The following is an 18,763-nucleotide window of genomic DNA, read 5'->3' as shown; positions in this document are numbered from 1 at the left end:
ATATGTTGCCGACGCCTGTTGACCGGCAGGCATGTTCTGTCTCACTTGCCCGCGGCTTTATGGTCGCGGGCTTTTTTCAGCTTCACGCCCCTGGTCCGCGACCGCGGCTGCAGAGCGAAGCTTGCCGCGTTCGTTTCCGGTTCCATTTTGCGAGATGAACGTCCGTCGATCACTCACCTAACCTGGCCGACGGGCGGGAGGCGCGGTATTGCTGCGGCATCAGGCCTGCTGCGCGGCTGCGCTTGGGCTCCGCTCGCGAAAACGGGCGGAGCTTTTTTGCGCTCCGGGGACGTTAAACGGCGACGCTTGGACTTTGCGCACCTCTCCCCAACATCGCCAACATGGAATGGCGAAACTTTTCCGCCCGCAATCGCCAAAGGCATCCAGCCGGCTTTGTCGCTCCTGCGGAGCCAGTGCGCGCTGCGCACGCCCCGAGCGGGCCGGAATGGGTGCACGAGATAAAGTTCGACGGCTTTCGCGTCCTCGCCATGAAGGACAACGATCGCGTGCGCCTATGGTCGCGCTTCGGAAATGATCTGCCGGCGCGATTCCCCGCCATCCGCGACGCCGTCGCCGAGCTGCCAATCGATCGCGCGCTGATCGACGGCGAGGCGGTCGTGCTGCGCAGCGACGGCTATTGCGATTTCGCTGCATTGCTGGAGCGGCGCGCAGCGCAGGACGCGCGTCTGATCGCCTTTGATCTTCTACAGATCGAGGGCGAGGATCTGCGGCCGTTGCCGTTTGGCGAGCGCAAGAGCAGACTTGAGCAATTGCTCGAACAACAGCGCGCCGGCCCCATGCTTTCGCAGGCGATCGCCGGCGACGGGCCGTTGGTCTTCCGACACGCCGAAAAGCTCGGCCTGGAGGGCATCGTATCCAAGCGGCTGGACAAGGCTTATCCTCGCGGCCGAACGAAGAATTGGCTCAAGATCAAATCCGCGCAATATCGGCGCTGAGATGACGTCCGCGCCCTACACCTTGCCACTTCGTATCCGCAAGAGCGGCGAGTCTTTCGCCGTCGAGGACGCGAACGGCGTGGCGCTCGCCTATGTCTATTTCGAGGAAGATCCGAGCGGACTTGGGCTCGTCAATCGGCTCTCCGGCGCCGACCTCGAAGGCCGTCGCGCAGAGGATCGTCCGGGCGCTGACGGAGAGCGCCGGTGAAGCGAAACTTTGACCGCACAATGTTACTTTTTGGCGGCCCCTCCTGTTCGGGACTTATCCACCGTAGCCCAAACCGAGTCGAGAGAAACAGACGAAATCTTAGGCTTATCCTTCTTCGGCTTTTTCGGTTCGCGATTGCTGTGTTGCTCTCTTTTCGCCATGGCCGATCCCCCTCAATTCAGTTCGGATCTCGTGAGGCGGATATGGCGCGTTCGAGACGGCGGGAAAGAACGCGCGCAAACAAAAACGCCACGCCGTTAAATCTACGGTCGCGCTGCTCAGCTTTGGTGTGGCCCAAGCATTTCCTTCAGCGATGCTTCAACGCTCCGCCAAATCTTGGCCTCATCGCTCTTGCCCTGTTCTTCCATAGCGTGTGCTTTTTGCGCAGCCTCTGCAACGGCCTTGTCACCATGCGCGGCGAGTAACTGACGAGCGTAATCGAAAACATCGAGCGCTTCCATCCTTATGCTCCCTCTCGTCGTCCTGGCGGCGATCATACGCCGGCGAGATAGCACGCTAGCTAAAAGCTCTCTTGGCTCCGGCAAGCTTCACCGAGCGCGAGAATGTCCCTTCATGGACGATGTTCGGATACATCATGGGTACAAATAAAAACCCCCGGCCGATACATCCACGGTCCGAGGGTTTCATGCGACGGCAAAGAGTAGATCAACGCCGGCGTATTGCGGAAATCCTAATCCCTCATAGCTTACGCCGCAATGCCCCGGCCAGTAGCCTCGCGTCGAACCTTCTTCGCCGCCTTCCACGCCATCGCCAGACATTGCCCGAATGTCCAGCCGAGCCCGAGGCGTTTGCCATCTCGGAATCGTTTATGGGCGTCCCGCATGATCGCGGCGCGGTCGTAACTCACGGCTTCAGCCTTCTGCGCAAATCGTCCGACTTGCTGGCGACCGCCTCGGCGCTTTCGATGATATCTGAACAATCCGCATGAGGACCCGTTATTCTCTCCCCGCGCACGGGCGACCGCGTGGCTAAGAGCAGGGCATGAGGTGAGAGCCTGCCGCGCACGCAGCCTTTATCGTCGCGGCTCGTGTGCGGTGCCTGCGCGCACCCTTTTTGGGCCGCTAGGGTTCCATCCGGAGAAGCGGGCATAAGGCGTTTGCTCCACCCACATCCGCTCCTCGTCTCGGCAACTCTTGATGTCGTAGGCGTGAGCTGCGCCTTTTTGGCCGCGCTTGGGCTTGAATTCTGCCCTGAGCTCGAGGTCGCGTGCAGCGACGGCCGCGCCGCGCCCGCACATTGCTCTCGCCCATGGTCAAGAGACGCCAAATCACAATGGCGAGTTTGCGCGTGTTCGAGACGGCCGCTACACGCTGGCCGCCGGGCCCTGACCCGGAGAAAGAAGGCTCTCAAAGGACCCGGCGCGTGCGAGCGAGATAGCCGCCGAGCATGGCGATCTGATTAGATTAGTACACTATTTGCTTTCAAACGATTTCACCTGTTCCAGGCTAGTTCCAATTGGACTCGGTATTGACGAGAAGCTCGCCCAGAGCTTCGAGGGCAGCCGGTTTGGTAAGCTGCCGGTCGAACCCAGCATCGCGGACTTGATCATAAACCTGCGCTTGCCCCCAGCCGGTAAGAGCGACGAGCGTGACGTGACGGCCTTCGGGCAAGGCGCGGATTTGCCGCGCCGTCGCATATCCGTCGACCTGCGGCATGCCGAGGTCCAGGAACACGAGCTCGGGCCTGAATGTCTTGAATGCTTCAATTCCGGCGACGCCGCCATAAGCCACACGCACCGTCGCGCCGAAAGTCTCCAGCAGCATGGCCAGACTGTCAGCGACGTCACGTTCATCGTCAATGACAAGGATACGGCGCGCCACGCGCACTCCTGCTGCCGTCGTCGTCTCCATTGCATTCTCGGTTCCGCTTTGGGCAACCGCCGGCAGCTGCACGACGAACGCGCTACCGCGCCCGGGCCCATCGCTTTTCGCTTCCACCGCCCCTCCATGTAGTTCGACCAGGCGCTTAACCAAAGCGAGCCCAATCCCAAGGCCGCCCTGGGCGCGTCCGAGGGACCTGTCGACTTGTGTGAAAAGGTCGAAGACATGCGGAAGCATTTCCGCTGGTATGCCGACGCCGCTGTCGCGTACAGTGATCACTGCAGTGTTTCCCCGGCGTTCGGCGGACAGCCAAATAGCGCCTCCGGGCTCGGTATATTTGGCGGCGTTGTTCAGCAGATTTGTAAAGACCTGCGCGAGCCGGACCGGATCGGCGTCAAGCACGAGCGGCTCAGTCGGCAGCGCGACGCGAAGGTCGTGGCTGCTCTGCTCAATTGCCGGCTGCGCCGCCTCGATCGCATGGCTTAGGACATCCGCCAGTTCGATCGGCTGCTTCTTTAGCTCGATTTTGCCCCGGGTGATGCGCGAGACGTCCAAAAGGTCGTCAACGAGGCGAATGAGATGCTGGACCTGCCGTTCGGCGATTGCAAGCAGCGTCAGATCGCGGGGCTCCTTGAGCGTGGCGGCCGCATCATGCCTCAGCACATGGATGGCGTTGCGGATCGGCGTGAGGGGATTGCGTAGCTCATGCGCAAGCGTGGCAATAAACTCATTTTTACGCCGATCAGCTTCGATCAATTGTTTGGTGGCCCCGCGAAGCCTTTCCTCCGCTTGCACGCGCTCACTGATGTCGATAGCGACCCCGCCAATGCCTTCAGCGACGCCGTTTGCATCGGGAATCACGAATTTGCTTACAAGGGAATGATGAAGAACCCCGTCGTCATGCTTTAGCGTCTCGACGGCTATGAGGCCCGCCTCGCTCTTAAGCGCCATTTCATCGTTCGCTTGAAACCGCGCAGACGTGGCCGCGTCGAAGAGTTCGGCATCGGTCTTCCCATGAATTTCTTGCAGTGGCTTCTGGAAGGCGCGCATTGCCGCGTCGTTGACGTAGAGATAACGTCCTTGCGTGTCTTTGATCCATGCGAGACCCGGAAGGTAGCGCATAAAGCTGGCGAACCGCTCTTCGCTTTCGCGGAGCGCCTCTTCGATGCGTTTTCGTTCGGTGATGTCGGTGTGACTGATGACAATTGCCGCGGGCGCGCCGTCAACGCGCGCCGCGTGCATCACGAACCACCGCGCTCTATCCGGCGCGTGGCAGGGATATTCCAATGTGAATTCCCTCCGCTCCGCGCGCAGAAGCGCCTCCAGTCCCTCGAGCGCGGCGCGGGCGTATGGGTCTCCGGAAGAAGCTGCGGCGCGACTCGCCGCCAGGTAATTCGTCCCGACTGATACGGCCTCGGGCGCAGCGTTGTTTTCTAGAGCAAATCGCTTCCACGCCCCGTTGACGGCCAAAACGACGCCAGCGCTGTCGATCACCACGATCTCATGCGGCAATGAGTCGAGCGTCCGCCCGACAAATTCTTCGCTTGCTCGCACGCGGGCTGCGGCCGTCTCGCACGCCTGCGACTGTGCAAGTTCCACATGAGTGTCGATTGCCGCTTGGCGCGCTCGGCTCAAAGCTTCTGTCAAAGCGGCGACGCCGAACCCGATTACCGTAAAAATTGTCAGGCGGATCAAATCGCTCGTCTGGAGGAATGGGGGTTCGCCAGAAGGCTCCATAAAGAAAAAAACCGCGCAAATGCCGGACAATAACGTTGCGAGAATCACTGGCCCTGGTCCGGCGGTTACCGCGACCAACAGAACGGCCAAAAAGAAAGTTGGAAAGGGCTGCGGGTGAAGCAAGCCACGCATCCAAAAACGTAGAGCGGTGGCGAGGAGCACGGCAATCGGCGCTATAGCAAAGCGATACTGCCAAGACCTCGAGAAATTGTGGTCAAACCTCAACAACGTACTCCGCGGACTGTAGGGTAGCGCTGCGGATGGGCAAAGCAAGCAAAGCCAGCCTATGGATGCTCGCCTCGTCGCACTGCGGCAATCGGCTGCTGATGATTTTCCACCGGGGTCTCGGCGCAAGACGTTTTTCAACGATCACTTTGTGCAGTTTAGCGCGTCGCTCTGCCTGGGGCATGGCCGTGTGGCCCGCCGCAATTTGCCTTTCTCGCTTTCGCCGCCCCTTCATCGCAGCCGGGTCGACAGACTTTCAGCGTCGGGTGTCTGGCCTCCTGCTGCGCACCCACAAATGGTGGCGCTGCAGTTTGGCCGGCAGTTCCAAAATCAGCATTCTGGGCAGGGAATCATAGGCTTAAGTCCGGGAGCAGCTGCTCATTCCTGGCGATTCCGACGAAGGCGCCCGTCTATAACGGGATAATGGCGCCCGGGGATTCCGGGATAATGGCGCCCCCCTTTTACGAGATGATCCCGCCCGGGCGCCGCGTTCGTTGACCGACGTGATTTGTCTCACCCGTTCCGGATTTCGGTCAAGCGGATTTGGCTCCTTTTCCGCGGGCTCGTCGCAGGCTCTCGCCCGAGAGCTCGATGCGATGGGCATTATGAACAAGGCGGTCCAGGATCGCGTCGGCGTAGGTGGGGTCGCCGATAATTTCGTGCCATGAGGTCACGGGAAGCTGGGAGGTGACGATCGTCGACCGGCGCCCGTATCGCTCTTCGAGGATTTCGAGCAGGTCGTGACGCGCGCCGGCGTCGAGCGGCTCGAGCCCGAAGTCGTCGAGGATGAGGAGATCAGCGCGACCGAGGGATTTGATGATGCGCGGATGGCGACCGTCGCCGCGCGCGAGGCATAAGTCTTCGCAGAGCTTGGGCCAGCGATGATAGACGACTGAGCGATTGTCGCGGCAGGCCTTCTGGCCGATGGCGCAAGCGAGCCAACTCTTCCCGACGCCGGCGGGGCCGACCAGAGCCAAATTATCGTGAGCGTCGATCCATTGGCCCTCTGCGAGCTTCTGGAACAGGGCGCGGTCGAGCCCGCGCGCGGCGCGATAGTCGACATCTTCGATGCTGGCCTGCTGGCGGAGTTTTGCGGCGCGCAGCCGCGCCGTCAGCCGTTTGTCGCGGCGAAGCGAGGCTTCCCGATCGAGTAGCAGAGCAAGCCAGTCATTGCGGTCGATCCCTTTCGCCTCATCTGTCTCTGCGAGTTCGGCGAAGGCCTTGGCCATTCCATAAAGGCCGAGGACGTGAAGCTGGTCGAGGGTCGGATGTTTGAGCAAGTCGGCGTCTCCTTCAATGGTAGTAGCGCGGGCCACGGATATTGGGGTGAAGGATCGGAGCCGCGTCCGCGCCGCGCTTTGGCGCCGGCTTCCGATCGAGCTTGTGGTCGAGGATGGATTTGACCGAACCGTAGGTCTTCGCGCCGATCTCGATGGCGCGCTCCGCCGCGGCCTCGACGCGCTCGGCGCCATAGGGGCCGGCAAGGCGGACGACGCCGAGGCAGGCGCGATAGCCCTACTCGGGATGCGGCCGCGCCTCCAGGATCTGCTCGCAGAGCGCCGCCGATCGCCTCGAGCGCGCCGACGTGAGCGTCGATCCAGTCGGGAAGCGTCTGTGTCCAGCTCGCCCACGCAAAAGTGAGGCTCGACGCGCCCAGAACCGCGACAAAAATCTGCGCCATGCGCATTTCGCCGGTGAGCCGGTCGATGACGACCGGGACGCCATCGCCAGCATAATCGACGAACAGTCGCTCGCCGGCAGCGTGCGTCTGCCGCATCGTGACGGACAGCGTCTTCTCGAAGGCGCGATACAGCTCGCAAAAGCGCGAGTAGCTGTAGCCGCCGGGGTTCTCGGCGATGTATTCGTCCCACAAGATCATCAAGGTGACATGCTTGCGCTTCAACTCGCGATGCACGCCGACCCAGTCCGGCTCTTCGACACGCCGGTGACCGCGCTTGCTGCGTCGGTTGGCGTAAAGCGCCGCCTCCAGCCCGTCGTCGTTCATGCGTTCCGGCAGCGGCCAGGAGAGCCCGGCGCTCTCGGCGCGCCTGAGCGTCTCCCGCACCGTCGAGCGCGGCATGCCAAGACGCCGGGAAATCTCATGCGCCGAAATCGATGTGGACTTCAGCCGAATAATCTCGCGCGCCTGGCGCATCGTAATCCGCTCCGCTGGCATGGATCGCTCCCTCGGTTGCCAAGGAAGCGACCTGATCAGGCCAACGGCGGAGCCCGCCACTGCATGAAATCACCCGGGCGGGATCATTCCGTTACAGGGGGGCGGGATCATCTCGGAAGCGGGGGCGCCATCATTCCGTTATCGGGGGGCGCCTTCATCTCGTTTTAGGGGGCGCCATCGATCGGAATCAGCACTCATTCCGAACCATCCCAGCCCTTAACGTACAATTGGGAAGATTCTGCTTGCGACAGGACAAGCCCTGGAAGAGAGGAGGAAACACTGATCTGAAACCTTTCGTAGCGATCCAGAGGGTTCGACGCCCTCCCGGTAGAGGCGCAGCCCGCCAGCCGGAAGCAAGTCTTGCATGGGCGGCCGCGACGTCGCTCGTGAAGCGTAGACAGCGGATGCTGAAGCCCTGCGTCAGCCTCGATATTTTCCCCCTGTTGAGGCCCTCGGTTTGTGGAAGCGGGGGGCAGCATCGAGGAGACCGCCAAAGCCGAGGTTTCCTCCGCTCGACCGGGTCCCAGAGCAGGGCAAAGGCATGGGACGGATCTTCAGGGAACCTGTGAGATCCCGCTTGCGTCCACGGGCGCGATGAGCCGGAACACGGAACACCGGCTGACCAATTGTTCCAGGCCCGACGGCAACCTCTCCGTCCGTCGGGAGCCTGGGCGAGCACGAATGAGAGAGGAGCGCGTGGGTCCCCGACCGAACCAATAGGGGAGCGGGAGTGCGCGGGCAGGAAGTCGTAGCGTCCTCATATTACCTCGGAAAGCGGGGAACCGAGCTCATCGGGACCCGTCGCAGGGAAGGGGGCGTCATGAGGAGAGAACCGTTAGCCTGAAGCACGGGAGGGGACACTGGACCCCATAAAACCTGTGCACGAACGGACAACCGATACCGAATCGGCGAAGACGAAACGGGGAACGGCGCTTTGTTCCCTTCACCACGGCTCGGAAAGGATGCTCGGCATTCCAACTTTCGAGGACAAGGTGGCGCAACGCGCCGTGACGATGATGCTCGAGGCCGTCTACGAACGGGAATTCTTACTCTGTTCATACGGGTTTCCGCCCAGGGCGATCAGCTCACCAAGCGCTCCGCACCTTGCAGAGCGCCCTCGCCAGAGGCACGCTCGAAAGGGACAGTTAGCCGCAATCCGATCGGCGAGCGTTCGCTATTTCATCGCGACTTGCCGCGCGTATTCGCTCCCGCTCAACCCGCTATGGAGCGCGTGCAGCCCGACCTCTAGCGGCGACAACTCGCGCTACGCGTTGTTCAGCGCGCCCGCCCGAGCGCTTTTTCAATCAGCCGCCGAATGGCTTCCGACCGCGACGGCGCGTCTTTCTGGCGCTGCGCCCATGCGTCGATTCGCGCTGCCAATTCTGGCGCTAATCGTATGCTGGTGACCGGCGTCTTTCCTGTCGGCGCAGGGCCGGGTTTTTTGCGTAATACAGGGATTGACTGCTTCATAGAAATTGTGTAATACACAAAAGCGAGCCGAGCAAGAGGGGCCCATCCTCCGCCCGGCTCTAACCAAAGCCGCTCAAGGAGTTGCGGCAATGGCCGATTTTCAAGATACCAGAACTGCGCCTTTTTCTCGCGGGCGACAGAGGAACCAAGGATCGTTGCGCTCGCGCAGTTTCCGATTCGTGTGGTACGTGTGACGCGTTCTAGGGCTGCTTGGAGCGTGTGACGGGCGTAGGGGACGCAGTTGGTGGCGCATTCTGCCGATCAGTCTTCGGCTTGCCGAAGCTCGCCTGGTCGCTCCTGTAGGGAACAAATCGCGACGGCAGAGGCCCCGTGCTGACAGCTGGGGTAGGCGACCGGGCGAGAAAGTCCAGGAACGCTGTATAGGCTAGATCGAGCATCGAAACGCCCTCCACAAAGGAATACATGGAGCGAGGGGCGCTTCGCGCAACGACTCTGCTATCGGCAAGAACTGCCACGCATGAAAAAGCCCGGTCGGCGCCGACCGGGCAGGAGGTGGTCTGACGAAGGACCATCGCCGAGCACCTTGGCTCGGGCGGGTTGGTTCTTAGGCGCGCGGAGCCGCCGACGCAACCATCCGCCTCCCGCTCGGCTTGTGCGATCGGTCCAGCGCGCTATCATCGCGTCGCCATCTGCGCCAGGCCCGCACCCTGGCGCAGCTAGGGCGGCGAGATTGCCGCAACAGCCTCGTCGCCCGACTCTACAAAAACGCCCCGCCGTTACATCCACGGTCGGGGCGTATGGCGTCGGGGATGAATTCCTGCGCTCGGCATGAGGTAGGGCTCAGAGCCTATGCCGCAATTCCCCGGGCAGCGGCCTTGCGCAGCTCCTTCGCCGCGCTCCACGCCGTCGCCAGGCATTGCGAAAACGTCCAACCGAGACCGAGGCGCTTGCCGTCTTGGAACCGTTTATGGGCGTCCCGCATGATCGCTTGGCGCGGTCGTAAGTCACGGCCTCAGCGCTCTCCGCAGATCCCCGGCCTTGATGGCGCAGCATTCGGCGCTCTCGACGATGCGACGCGATATGCTCATCGCCACGCCGTCGTATGTATCCGTGACGCGTGCGAGCCAAAGAAAGAGCCGAGCAAGTTTGAGCCGCCGTGTCAGTGCAATGATGGTGTGAAGCGCAGACGATGAAGCCGCGCCTTGACGTTGCTCAAGTCGGTCATCGGCCCGTGCTCCGCACGGCGCCATTGCCGCTCGGCAGATGCGGCCGGCTAAACCAAGAGTCCATCGATTCGGCGTCGAGTTCACCGTCGTGGGCGTCGTCGCCTTCTTTGTCGCGCGGCGCTGTAGTTCTCTACCGATCGTCGTCACAGCCGCGCAGCGCCCGCGCTCGCAGCGCTGCTCGACCAGGCGACGGCGACGCCGATCTGGAGGAAGACAATCCGCCGGAAGAGGACGCGCCGGCCGAGGACGTGGTCGACGATGAGCCGAGCCTAGGGGGCGCGGGAAGCACTTCAAAGGCGCCGACCGGACCGTCTATGATGGCCCATTGAAGAGACGACCGAGCTAGTCGCTGGGAGGTCAAGGACATGGCCAAGGCGGTCGAATGGGTGAAGCGGTGCCCAACCCGATGACCGGCCCGAGCGAGATCGAAATCTGTCCACTCTATGAGGCGGCTGACTTCGGCGACGCATTGACGCAAGAGATCGCTGAAGCGGAAACCGGCTGACTTAGCCCTTCGCCGTAATCGGCTAGTTAAAGAGCTGATGGACTTGGATCGGCCCCGACGACATTATTCAGCGTCTCGGGGAACGCCAACCTACGACAGAACGTTACTGGAGCAGATCTCGATTTAGTTTCGTGCACAAAGGATTAAAGAAATGGGCCTCTGCACCGACAATCACTGGCAACCGACCTTCGTTCACGAACCAGGTCACTTGCACGGGCAATTTCCCCACTACGTTATGCCGGACGGCGCATTTGTTAAGCTGAGGGGCAACTCCGGCACGGAATGGGTTGCGCACGCTTGCGAGCTTATCACAAGGTTCGGCCTGCGCGACCCACGAGGATTTACGACTTGTCAGCAGTATACGAATGTTCAGTGCACGTGCCAGCGCGGCGCAAGCCAAGGAAATAATACATGCGCGAGGTTCTTCGCATTTCTTGACGCAGGCGGTGTTTGAGTCCTATCGAGCCCGTCCTTAACCGCCAAATGTGGGCTGAACAATGCGTCAGCCTACATTTGAAATCCCAGCGAAAGTGAGCCGCAAGAACGGCATCGCAAGGACGTGCGCCGGTATCGCTGACTGATAAAGCGCCAAGCCGGTTCCGACGCTTCGCATTCTCCAATCCCTTTCCGACGCCGGAGCGGAACGCCTTGAAGCGAGGAAGCCTAGCCCTTTGGCCGTTTTGAGGCCTCCCAGGGCGCTTCGTCGACGGCTTAGTATTTTTGGCGGTTTTCTCATGCTGAGCGCAATCTCCTTCAGCGCGAAGCGCTCTAAAGTGCGCCTCGCGGCGCCGTGCGCCTGGAAAGACCGCTTTGCAAGGTCGAGACCGATGATGGCTCTGTAATAGACCGGTTTTCGTCAAGTCCCTCTGAATCTCTCGTCGCCAGGATCATGCTTCACAGCATCATCCACGACCTTGCCAAGCCTTCGTCCCGGCAACGGGACATCAGAAGAAGCGGCCTTCTTCGATCCGCTCCAAACTCCGCCAGTCTCCTATGTGGCCGGAACAGCATTGCTCCAATGGAACTCGATTGCGTCCACCCACATGCGATAGAGGACAACGCCCAGCTTACGCGCGACGATCGTCACCTCCCAGTTTCCCGTGACTTCATGGCATGATTATTGGCGATCCCACCTACGCCGACGCGATCTTGGATCGCCTCGTCCATAACGCTCATCGCATCGAACTCGTCGGCGAGAGCCTATGAGGAGCGCGCGGGAAGGAGCCAAATCCGCTTGATCAAAAACAGCCACAGGTGAAACAAAACAACAGCGCCGGAAGACGCTCGCCACCCGGGCGAAACCAAATCGGGATGGGGAGCGAGATCATCTCGGACTCCCGAGCGAGATAAAACCGGTAGAGCGGGGCGAAATCATCGGCATCCGCAATGTACAGCCTCATCGTGACGGCGAAAAATGAACGGCGTTGGTCCGCAGGCCTAATCCACTCGGCGATGCGGTCGCCGCGTTCAAGCGCGTTTAGCTCTGCGCGGGCGGTATTTTCGGCGAACAAGGAGGCGGCGGCGTGATCAGCGGCCTGATTGCTCTTGGATGGCGAATGCCCGATAGGTGGCGAACGCCCAAACGAGCAAGTCCCGGCTCGCTTCATTGGCCTCGAACCAGGTTAAGTCGTTATCCTCGCCTTGCGGTTGATCGAGCCCCCATCTCAAAATGCACATATCCGCTAATTTCTCGTCTGAGAAGTTGGCGAATGACTCGGTCATTGGGACGCAAACAGTTGCGCTGCATGCGGTCAACCAACGCTCGGCAATGTCCAGGCACCGGATAGATGCCATCCGGGGCGCATCGAAATGCCGACCAGCGGGGGTCATCGATTTTTCCTTTTTAGTAACTTAAATGGGGGCCCCAAAAATCGGCTCAATACTTCAAGAGGGCTCGCGCCGCGCGACGGGAGCAAGCGCGAACCAGCCGCGATAGTTACGCTATGGCGACCGCCATGTGCGGTCGGGCTTTACGATGCCCTCGGCAGCGACCTTGAACAGATCGGCCGAACCAGCCTGCACCAGGGCGGCGGTTCAGGAACATTGCACAGAGTCATGCGTTTACGGCGTGAATGGCGCCGCTGGCCTTTGCCTTTGATGCAAGGCGTCCGATCCATCTCAAAGAGCGTGAGAGGGAGCGTTGCTGGAAGCGCGCCACCAGACTCGTTCCTAAGGCTCAAGCAGGAGAAAGCCCATGCGCATAGCGCGCGCCGTCTTGACTCTCGCTTGCCTGGCCTTGGCAAACTCCTTAGCGTCGATCGCGAATGCGGCTGAGGCGGACTCGATTCTAGTCAGCAAAAAAGCAAAAAAGATTAGGCTCAGGACTCATTGATTGAGGAAGAAGGCGACGGCTGCGGCGATGCAGATGGCCGAGAAGGCGTGGGCGCATCGATCATAGCGGGTGGCGATGCGCCGCCAATCCTTGAGTTTGGCGAAGAGGTTCTCCATTTTGTGGCGCTTGCGGTAGAGGGCCTCGGCGTAGTCGCGCGGCGCTTTGCGATTGCGCCGTGGCGGAATGCAGGGTTCCGTTCCGCGCGCTTTGAGCGCTTCGCGGAAGTCGTCGCTGTCATATCCTTTGTCGGCGATCAGCATTCTGGCTTTTGGGAGCGCGTGGAACATCAGCCGCGCGTCGAGTCGATCATGATGCGCTCGGGCATTGGCCCTTCGGCGGCAAGGCTGGCGAAGATGCGGTCGAATACGCCGAGCCGGCTCCAGTGGATGAAGCGATTATAGAGCGTCTCGTGCGGTCCATAGTCCTTGGGCGCGTCCTTCCATTGCAGGCCGTGCTTGATGACATAGACAATGCCGCTGACAACGCGTCGATCGTCAACGCGCGGCACGCCATGCGCTAAAGGAAAGAACGGCGATATTCGCGCCATCTGGCGCGCGCTCAGGAGAAACAGGCTGCTCATCTTCGAGACCTCCGAATCAGAAGCCTCATGTGAATCACGCCGCAATTAAATTTAATAGGTCCTGAGCCTACGCAAATTGCTGATCCATGGCGCTCGGGCGGCGTTGCCGCAACTTGCGCAGTAGATACCCCGCTTGGACGCTGGGTCAGGAGCTTACTGGCGCGAGCGCACAAGAACGAGGCCGTCGTCGCTCTCGCCAACAAGTTGGCTCGAATCGCCTGGGCGATGCTGCGCCGGGGAGAAAGGTTCGACACGAATGCCTTACCGGCTGCGGTATGACGTCGCCGATTCCGGTGTGAAATTTTGTTTGTCGTTCGGAGTGACGTGACGATGAACTGACGATGTTTGCGAGTGGTGGATGCGAGATGGCCCAACAGTCGAACGGCAGCCGGGAAACCTGGTTCCCAAAATGGCCGATAAGGTCGGTACGATTATAAGGACCGGGCTGCGCGGATCTCCATCTTGGCTCTTGGCCATGCCTCGATGCCGGATACGTGCAGCAGAGGGCAGGAACGTAAAAACTCTTGCAAACGGGGCGGGCCATACGTTTGGAAAGATTCTGCGCTGACCCCGGCTTAGTCGATTACAGCTATGTTGTGTCGTGATAAGCAACCAGGGCAAGTATTATGAAAAATGCAATTCGGGGAGGTGCCAATCTGATGCTCAGGCGAGCTTTTCTTGGCGGGGCGCTCGCCGCGCCTTTCGCACTGAAGGCCAATCTCGTTTCAGCCTGCTCGCTGGCCTTCGTAAACGATCGCAATATCGCGAAGATCGTCGTACGCTCGATGGACCTACCGGTCGCTCTCCCCGAGCGCCCGAAGTTCGTCGTCTTTCCGCGCGGCATGGCTCGAGACACGCAGAGGAGCGTCCTCCCCGGAGTCAAAGGAAAAATCGAAGGCGTTGGCCCAGATACAATGAGCTGGACGTCCAAATACGGCTGCGGCGCGATCGTGTCCTTCGATGGCTGCGCCACGGACGGGCTCAACGAGAAGGGCCTTTCGGCCCACATGCTTGTCCTGGACGACAGCCGGCTCGAAGCGCCTGACAGCCGACCGAAGCTGCCGGACACGCACTGGGCCCAGTATGTTCTCGATAATTTCGCCACGGTGAACGAGGTCGTCGACGCTCATCGGGAAGCGAAGTTCCGCATTGCGCCAGCCTGGTCAACTGACCTTGGCTATTCGCAACACCTCCCGACGCATCTCGCCGTCCAGGATCCGTCAGGCGACTCGGCGATTATCGAATACATCACCGGCAAGCTCGTCATCCATCACGGGCCCGAATATCGCGTCATGACAAATGATCCGCCCTACGACGAAATGGCGGAGTTGATGCAGCAATACGCGCCCTTTGGCGGAACCAAGCCGCTGCCGGGCAACGAGGGCGCCGAGGACCGTTTCATGCGTCTCGCCGCCTTCTCCAAATATCTGCCCGATCCGAAGAATTACACCGAGGCCGTGGCGGGCTCGCTATCGCTGTTGCGGATCGCGCAGGTGCCCTTCCGCGATCCCGCGCGCGCCCCGGACAAGGGCTTCTGGGGCGCGTGCCAGACGAATTGGGTCACAGCGGCCGACGTGACCAACGGCGTGTATTACGTCAGCAGCGCCATGGCGCCGAGCCTGTTCTGGCTGGATTTTAGAGAAGCCAACTTCAAACCCGGCGCGTCGGTCCTGGCGCTCAATCTGCACGATCCCAAGATCGGTGGCGACGCTCGAAAGTTCCTAAAGCGCTGGAGGGCGCCGAGTTGAACCCCGCGGCCGCCGAGACGGCATCGCTCCGGCCAAGGTGCAGATCACGCCCGCGTCATCCTTTTGGCGCGGGCGTTCATGAAAGCCAGTTTTGTACATTCAACCCGTCTACTCGGGCGAACTCAGCGACATTGGCGGTAATGATCGTGGCTTCGATCGCCAGAGCGTGGGCGGCAATCAGCAGATCGTTCGCCCCGATTGGACGTCCCTCCCGTTCCAGCTCGGCGCGAATCCTCCCACATTCCGCATCGGCAGGTCCTTCCAAAGACAGGACGTCCAGCTCCTCCAAAAGGTTCTCGACCGCCTCCAAGAGCCGTTTCGAGCCGCTCTTTGCGCAGCCATAACGAGCTCGGCCGCCACGACGATACTCGTGCAGACGTTGTTTTCTCCCGCTCGGGCGATGTGCTTCGCGACCTTGCCTTTTGGGTTCCTAATCAAATCGGAAATGATATTCGTGTCCAGCAGATAACGGGTCAAAATATCTTTTCCGGCGTAGGCGGATGATCTTCTATCTCGGGGAATGTCTCATCGAGCGGCTCCATCGTCTCGAGCAGGCCCAATAGGCCGCGCTTACGCGTCGGCTCGAGCACGAGACGGTCGCCTTCGCGGCGTATGATCGCTTCGTCGCCAGGCAGCTCGAACTCGACAGGAATTCGCACCGCCTGGTTCCGCCCGTTTCTGAATAGCTTCACATGCCGCGCCTCACCCACGCCGACCTCCAAGCATATGCCATAAACAAATGCTTTTCTCCCCGTAGGATCAATGGTGTCGGCCTTTTTCAAGCGCGATCTGCGTGCGCGATGGACTCCGTCTCGTATTAGGCGAGGGCGAACATGTTCGGCTAGGCAGAGGTCGGGACGCGGCGTGATTTCCGACGGTTGAGCCGTTTCTCATTCGCGGGTTGGATACCGCATACGGAGCTTTCGTCGGAGGGGAGCCTCGGTCTGACTCGCGGAGATCGGTCGTGCTGCTGCTAAAATTGCAGGGGATCCCTTGACCGTCGCCGACCGTCCTGGCCGCTGCCTCGATGGGAATCGACGACTGGGGCTGAAAACGAAATCAACGCTGTGGGGCGATCATTTGCGACCTCGAGCGCCATCGTCCGATCGAACTCCTGCCGGACGGAGAGCCGGCGACGGCGCAGGCATGGCTCACCGGACAGCCGCAGATCGCTATCGTCGCGAGAGACCGCGGCGGTGGCTTTGCGCTCGCGGCGCGTAAGGCGCTCCCCGGCGCCCTCCAAGTCGCCGATCGCTGGCATTTAATGGAAAACGCCTGCGTCGCCTTCCTCGACGCCGTGCGCAAATCGATGCGCCCGATAAGATCGGCGCTCGGCGCGGCGTTTATCGACCCGACGCTGCTCACCGCTGCAGAGCGTCTTCAATACGAGGGGCTATTTGCGACGCGAAGAGGTCAACGCCGGCATTCTCGCTCGGGCCGAGGGCGGCGCGACGATCAAGCAGATTGTGCGGGAGACGGGTCAAAGTCGTGGGCTCGTTCGAAAGATCCTGCGCGGCCAGCATTCGGATATTTTCCGCACCCGACAGAGTTCCCTAGAGCCGCATCTTCCGTGGCTCGATGCGCAATGGGCTGCCGCCAGTCGCAATGGCGCTGAACTCTGGCGACGTCTTCGCGCTTCGGGCTTTCGAGGATCGTTGCGTGTGTTTCCGAATGGGCGTGCCGGCGGCGGCGTGCAGAAAAAATGGACGAGGCAGCTTTCGGCTACATTCTCGCTTGCCAAGCGCTCGCCGAGAGCGACGTCGTCGTCGAGTCATAGGAGGACGCTATGTCGGATGTTGTGATCTTCGGTATCATCAGTCTCGTCGCTGTGGGCGCCACCGTGCCCCTTTCGCTCCTCGTCGAGGCGATGCGGCCTGTCCCGCCAACTCCGGAGCGCGTTTCCTGGGCGCCGGACATCCCGATCCGATATGTCAGCGTCAACCGCGTCCGCCTTCGCTACATCAAGACGGGCGAAGGCCCTACGCTGGTTCTTTTGCACACGCTGAGGACGCAACTCGACCTCTTCGAGAAGGTCGTCCCCGAGTTGGCGAAGAGTTTCACCGTGTATGCGGTCGATTATCCCGGTCACGGCTATTCCGACATACCGCCCGCGAAATACGACGCGGACTATTTTGTTGAGACGATCGAAAGCTATCTCGAAGTTTTGGACCTACATGATGTGACGCTCGCGGGCGTTTCAATCGGCGCCTCGATCTCTCTCATCCTCGCGGCGCGCAACAATGCGCGGGTTTCGCGCGTTGTGGCGATCAATCCCTACGATTACGCCAAGGGGCGCGGGATGGCGCGCAGCTCGTTTCTCGCGCGTCTCTTCGTCGCCCTGGCGGATCTGCCGGTTCTCGGCGACACAGTGATGCGCCTGCGTCAATTCTTCATCATGAAGTCGGTACTCGACGGCGGCGTATCCGACCCGCGGCATATTTCGCCTGAGCTGCTAAAGGAGATGTATCTGGTCGGCAACCGACGCGGTCATTATCGCGCCTTCCTCAGTCTGCTGCGCAACGCCGAGAGTTGGGAGACGGCGACGAAAGCCTATTCCAACATCAAGATTCCGGTGCTCCTGCTCTGGGGCGATCGCGACTGGTCGCGGCCAGACGAACGAGAACACGATCGCCAGATCGTGCCAGGCGCAAAAATGGCGACGGTGGCGATGGGTGGGCATTTCCTGCCGCTCGACAGGCCCGATGCGGTGGTCGAGCATTTGCTCGCCTTTCAGGCGCCGCTCGTTGGGAAGGCTTCGTCATGAAGGCTTGCCTATCGGCGTCGCCTTCGTCTGGACCGCGGCCGACGTTTACGTCGGCTCGATGCTGGGGTTTGGCCTGCAGTTCGGGGACTCAAGGAGTTTTTTGAAACGGTTCTTTCGATTTTCGTTCCCCCCTTTGTTGGCGAAGATGGTGACCTGCGCAAAATTGACGAGGTCCGCGTCGGGATCAATGTCATCGACGGCCAGGGCAAAGGCCAGCCGCCGCACGTCTCGCCCGGAGTCGACATCAGCGAGGAAGACGGCTCCGTGAGCGTAACGTTTGCGGATTTCTTGAACGTTGTTGATGACGAGCGTCCAGTCTTCGTTCTGAATCTTTTCCAGCAAGGTCCAGTCCTTGGCGTTCAACACGCCGAGATCGCCCAGGGTCATCGTCTCGTAACCGCGTTCGCGCGCGAGATCGACGAGCATCGGCGAGAGGTTCTCGTCGATCAGAAATCGCATCAAGCGGCAAACTCAGCCCGGAGGCGAAATCTGCGGACGACCCCGCTGTGGCCGCGCATCCGCATAGACGCGTGCGGCAGCTATCCGCTCCTCCGAGAGCCCGTGATCCTGGCGAAGTTCGTCAGGCTGGACGCCGCGCCGCAAAGCGGCGGCGATCGGCCGCACGAGAATTCTCGTGCCGCGAAAGGTCGCGCGCCCCGCCTGGACCTCGTCGTCTTCGACGATCAAGGCGAGCGCCGCCTCGAGCGTGGATAGACGTTTAGCCACGCTGTCTGGCTTGAAGTCGACGGTCATCGGTAACGCAGAGGAGGGAACCGCGAGCTGCTCAACGGCTTCGATCGGCTTCTTCTTCAAGAGCGCGGCGAGACGCTTGCGCAACTCTTTACGCGCTGGCGCAGCGATGTCGCGCGCGATCAGGTGATCGCCTGCGATCAGGAAAGCGCCTTTCGGCGTCAGGAGACGCGCGCGTCGGCGGCGTTGCACGAAGGGCCGGCCGATGCGCAGTCGATCGATCGCGCGGTCGATGACCCTGCCGTCGAGCCCTGCAAAGAAGGCAGCCTCGGATTTCGACAACA

Annotated in this window: 14 protein-coding genes and 6 pseudogenes; 8 read left to right on the top strand and 12 right to left on the bottom strand. The window is 61.0% G+C overall.

Going from position 1 to position 18,763, the window contains the following annotated elements; genetic code table 11:
- Positions 1-413: 413 nt before the first annotated feature.
- The gene (locus AC0X69_RS21160) at positions 414-956 is read left to right on the top strand and encodes an ATP-dependent DNA ligase (RefSeq protein ID WP_482613563.1); all 543 of its coding nucleotides are present in this window, start codon (positions 414-416) and stop codon (positions 954-956) included.
- Position 957: 1 nt separating this feature from the next.
- Positions 958-1,164, top strand: coding sequence for a hypothetical protein (locus tag AC0X69_RS21155; RefSeq protein WP_482613561.1), 207 nt, complete (start codon positions 958-960; stop codon positions 1,162-1,164).
- 278 nt (positions 1,165-1,442) lie between these two features.
- On the opposite strand, the gene AC0X69_RS21150 is transcribed toward AC0X69_RS21155, so the two are convergent.
- The 5 genes and pseudogenes from AC0X69_RS21150 to AC0X69_RS21130 all read right to left on the bottom strand — a co-directional run bounded on the left by AC0X69_RS21150 (position 1,443) and on the right by AC0X69_RS21130 (position 8,613).
- A complete protein-coding gene (locus AC0X69_RS21150; protein WP_482613560.1) occupies positions 1,443-1,625 on the bottom strand; it encodes a hypothetical protein in 183 nt (60 codons plus the stop codon).
- Between the two features lie 1,005 nt (positions 1,626-2,630).
- Entirely contained in the window at positions 2,631-5,015 is a 2,385-nt protein-coding gene (locus tag AC0X69_RS21145) for a hybrid sensor histidine kinase/response regulator (RefSeq protein WP_482613559.1), read from the bottom strand.
- 485 nt (positions 5,016-5,500) lie between these two features.
- Positions 5,501-6,247 carry an IS21-like element helper ATPase IstB gene (istB, locus tag AC0X69_RS21140; RefSeq protein ID WP_482613558.1) on the bottom strand — a complete coding sequence of 249 codons (747 nt, stop codon included), beginning with the start codon at positions 6,245-6,247 and terminating at the stop codon, positions 5,501-5,503.
- A gap of 275 nt (positions 6,248-6,522) precedes the next feature.
- Positions 6,523-7,122 (bottom strand): annotated as a pseudogene (locus tag AC0X69_RS21135) (transposase); the annotation flags it as partial.
- A 1,296-nt stretch (positions 7,123-8,418) separates the two neighbouring features.
- Positions 8,419-8,613: a CopG family ribbon-helix-helix protein gene (locus AC0X69_RS21130; RefSeq protein WP_482613833.1), complete on the bottom strand. Its 195-nt coding sequence runs from the start codon at positions 8,611-8,613 to the stop codon at positions 8,419-8,421.
- A gap of 1,569 nt (positions 8,614-10,182) precedes the next feature.
- On the opposite strand from AC0X69_RS21130, the gene AC0X69_RS21125 reads away from it, so the two are divergent.
- Both AC0X69_RS21125 and AC0X69_RS21120 read left to right on the top strand, forming a co-directional pair.
- Entirely contained in the window at positions 10,183-10,305 is a 123-nt protein-coding gene (locus tag AC0X69_RS21125; protein WP_482613556.1) for a hypothetical protein, read from the top strand.
- Positions 10,306-11,375: 1,070 nt separating this feature from the next.
- Positions 11,376-11,511: pseudogene (locus AC0X69_RS21120) on the top strand (ATP-binding protein); the annotation flags it as partial.
- Between the two features lie 32 nt (positions 11,512-11,543).
- On the opposite strand, the gene AC0X69_RS21115 reads toward AC0X69_RS21120, so the two are convergent.
- The 3 genes and pseudogenes from AC0X69_RS21115 to AC0X69_RS21105 all read right to left on the bottom strand — a co-directional run bounded on the left by AC0X69_RS21115 (position 11,544) and on the right by AC0X69_RS21105 (position 13,217).
- On the bottom strand, positions 11,544-11,816 hold the full coding sequence (locus AC0X69_RS21115) for a hypothetical protein (protein WP_482613555.1): 273 nt from the start codon (positions 11,814-11,816) through the stop codon (positions 11,544-11,546).
- Between the two features lie 16 nt (positions 11,817-11,832).
- Positions 11,833-12,135 (bottom strand): hypothetical protein, encoded by a 303-nt coding sequence (locus AC0X69_RS21110; RefSeq protein WP_482613554.1) that lies wholly within the window; start codon positions 12,133-12,135, stop codon positions 11,833-11,835.
- 495 nt (positions 12,136-12,630) lie between these two features.
- Positions 12,631-13,217: pseudogene (locus tag AC0X69_RS21105) on the bottom strand (transposase).
- 67 nt (positions 13,218-13,284) lie between these two features.
- On the opposite strand from AC0X69_RS21105, the pseudogene AC0X69_RS21100 reads away from it, so the two are divergent.
- Both AC0X69_RS21100 and AC0X69_RS21095 read left to right on the top strand, forming a co-directional pair.
- Positions 13,285-13,496 (top strand): annotated as a pseudogene (locus AC0X69_RS21100) (IS110 family transposase); the annotation flags it as partial.
- A 380-nt stretch (positions 13,497-13,876) separates the two neighbouring features.
- Complete coding sequence (locus AC0X69_RS21095; protein ID WP_482613553.1) at positions 13,877-14,965, top strand: linear amide C-N hydrolase; 1,089 nt, start codon at positions 13,877-13,879, stop codon at positions 14,963-14,965.
- 76 nt (positions 14,966-15,041) lie between these two features.
- Here the strand turns inward: AC0X69_RS21095 and AC0X69_RS21090 are convergent.
- Together AC0X69_RS21090 and AC0X69_RS21085 are read right to left on the bottom strand one after the other, a co-directional pair.
- Positions 15,042-15,442: pseudogene (locus tag AC0X69_RS21090) on the bottom strand (type II toxin-antitoxin system VapC family toxin).
- Positions 15,439-15,675, bottom strand: a complete 237-nt coding sequence (locus tag AC0X69_RS21085) for an antitoxin (protein WP_482613831.1) — start codon at positions 15,673-15,675, stop codon at positions 15,439-15,441. Before AC0X69_RS21085 ends, AC0X69_RS21090 begins: the two are co-directional and overlap by 4 nt.
- A 317-nt stretch (positions 15,676-15,992) precedes the next feature.
- On the opposite strand from AC0X69_RS21085, the pseudogene AC0X69_RS21080 reads away from it, so the two are divergent.
- Both AC0X69_RS21080 and AC0X69_RS21075 read left to right on the top strand, forming a co-directional pair.
- Positions 15,993-16,715 (top strand): annotated as a pseudogene (locus AC0X69_RS21080) (transposase); the annotation flags it as partial.
- 36 nt (positions 16,716-16,751) lie between these two features.
- Positions 16,752-17,729: an alpha/beta fold hydrolase gene (locus AC0X69_RS21075; protein WP_482613552.1), complete on the top strand. Its 978-nt coding sequence runs from the start codon at positions 16,752-16,754 to the stop codon at positions 17,727-17,729.
- A gap of 45 nt (positions 17,730-17,774) precedes the next feature.
- Here AC0X69_RS21075 and AC0X69_RS21070 read toward each other — a convergent pair whose 3' ends face one another.
- Positions 17,775-18,188 (bottom strand): DUF5615 family PIN-like protein, encoded by a 414-nt coding sequence (locus AC0X69_RS21070; protein ID WP_482613551.1) that lies wholly within the window; start codon positions 18,186-18,188, stop codon positions 17,775-17,777.
- A 12-nt stretch (positions 18,189-18,200) separates the two neighbouring features.
- Positions 18,201-18,761: a DUF433 domain-containing protein gene (locus tag AC0X69_RS21065; RefSeq protein ID WP_482613550.1), complete on the bottom strand. Its 561-nt coding sequence runs from the start codon at positions 18,759-18,761 to the stop codon at positions 18,201-18,203.
- Positions 18,762-18,763: the final 2 nt, after the last annotated feature.

The organism is Methylocystis sp. Uni0008 (assembly GCF_056838045.1).
This window is presented reverse-complemented; position numbering and strand designations above follow the sequence as displayed.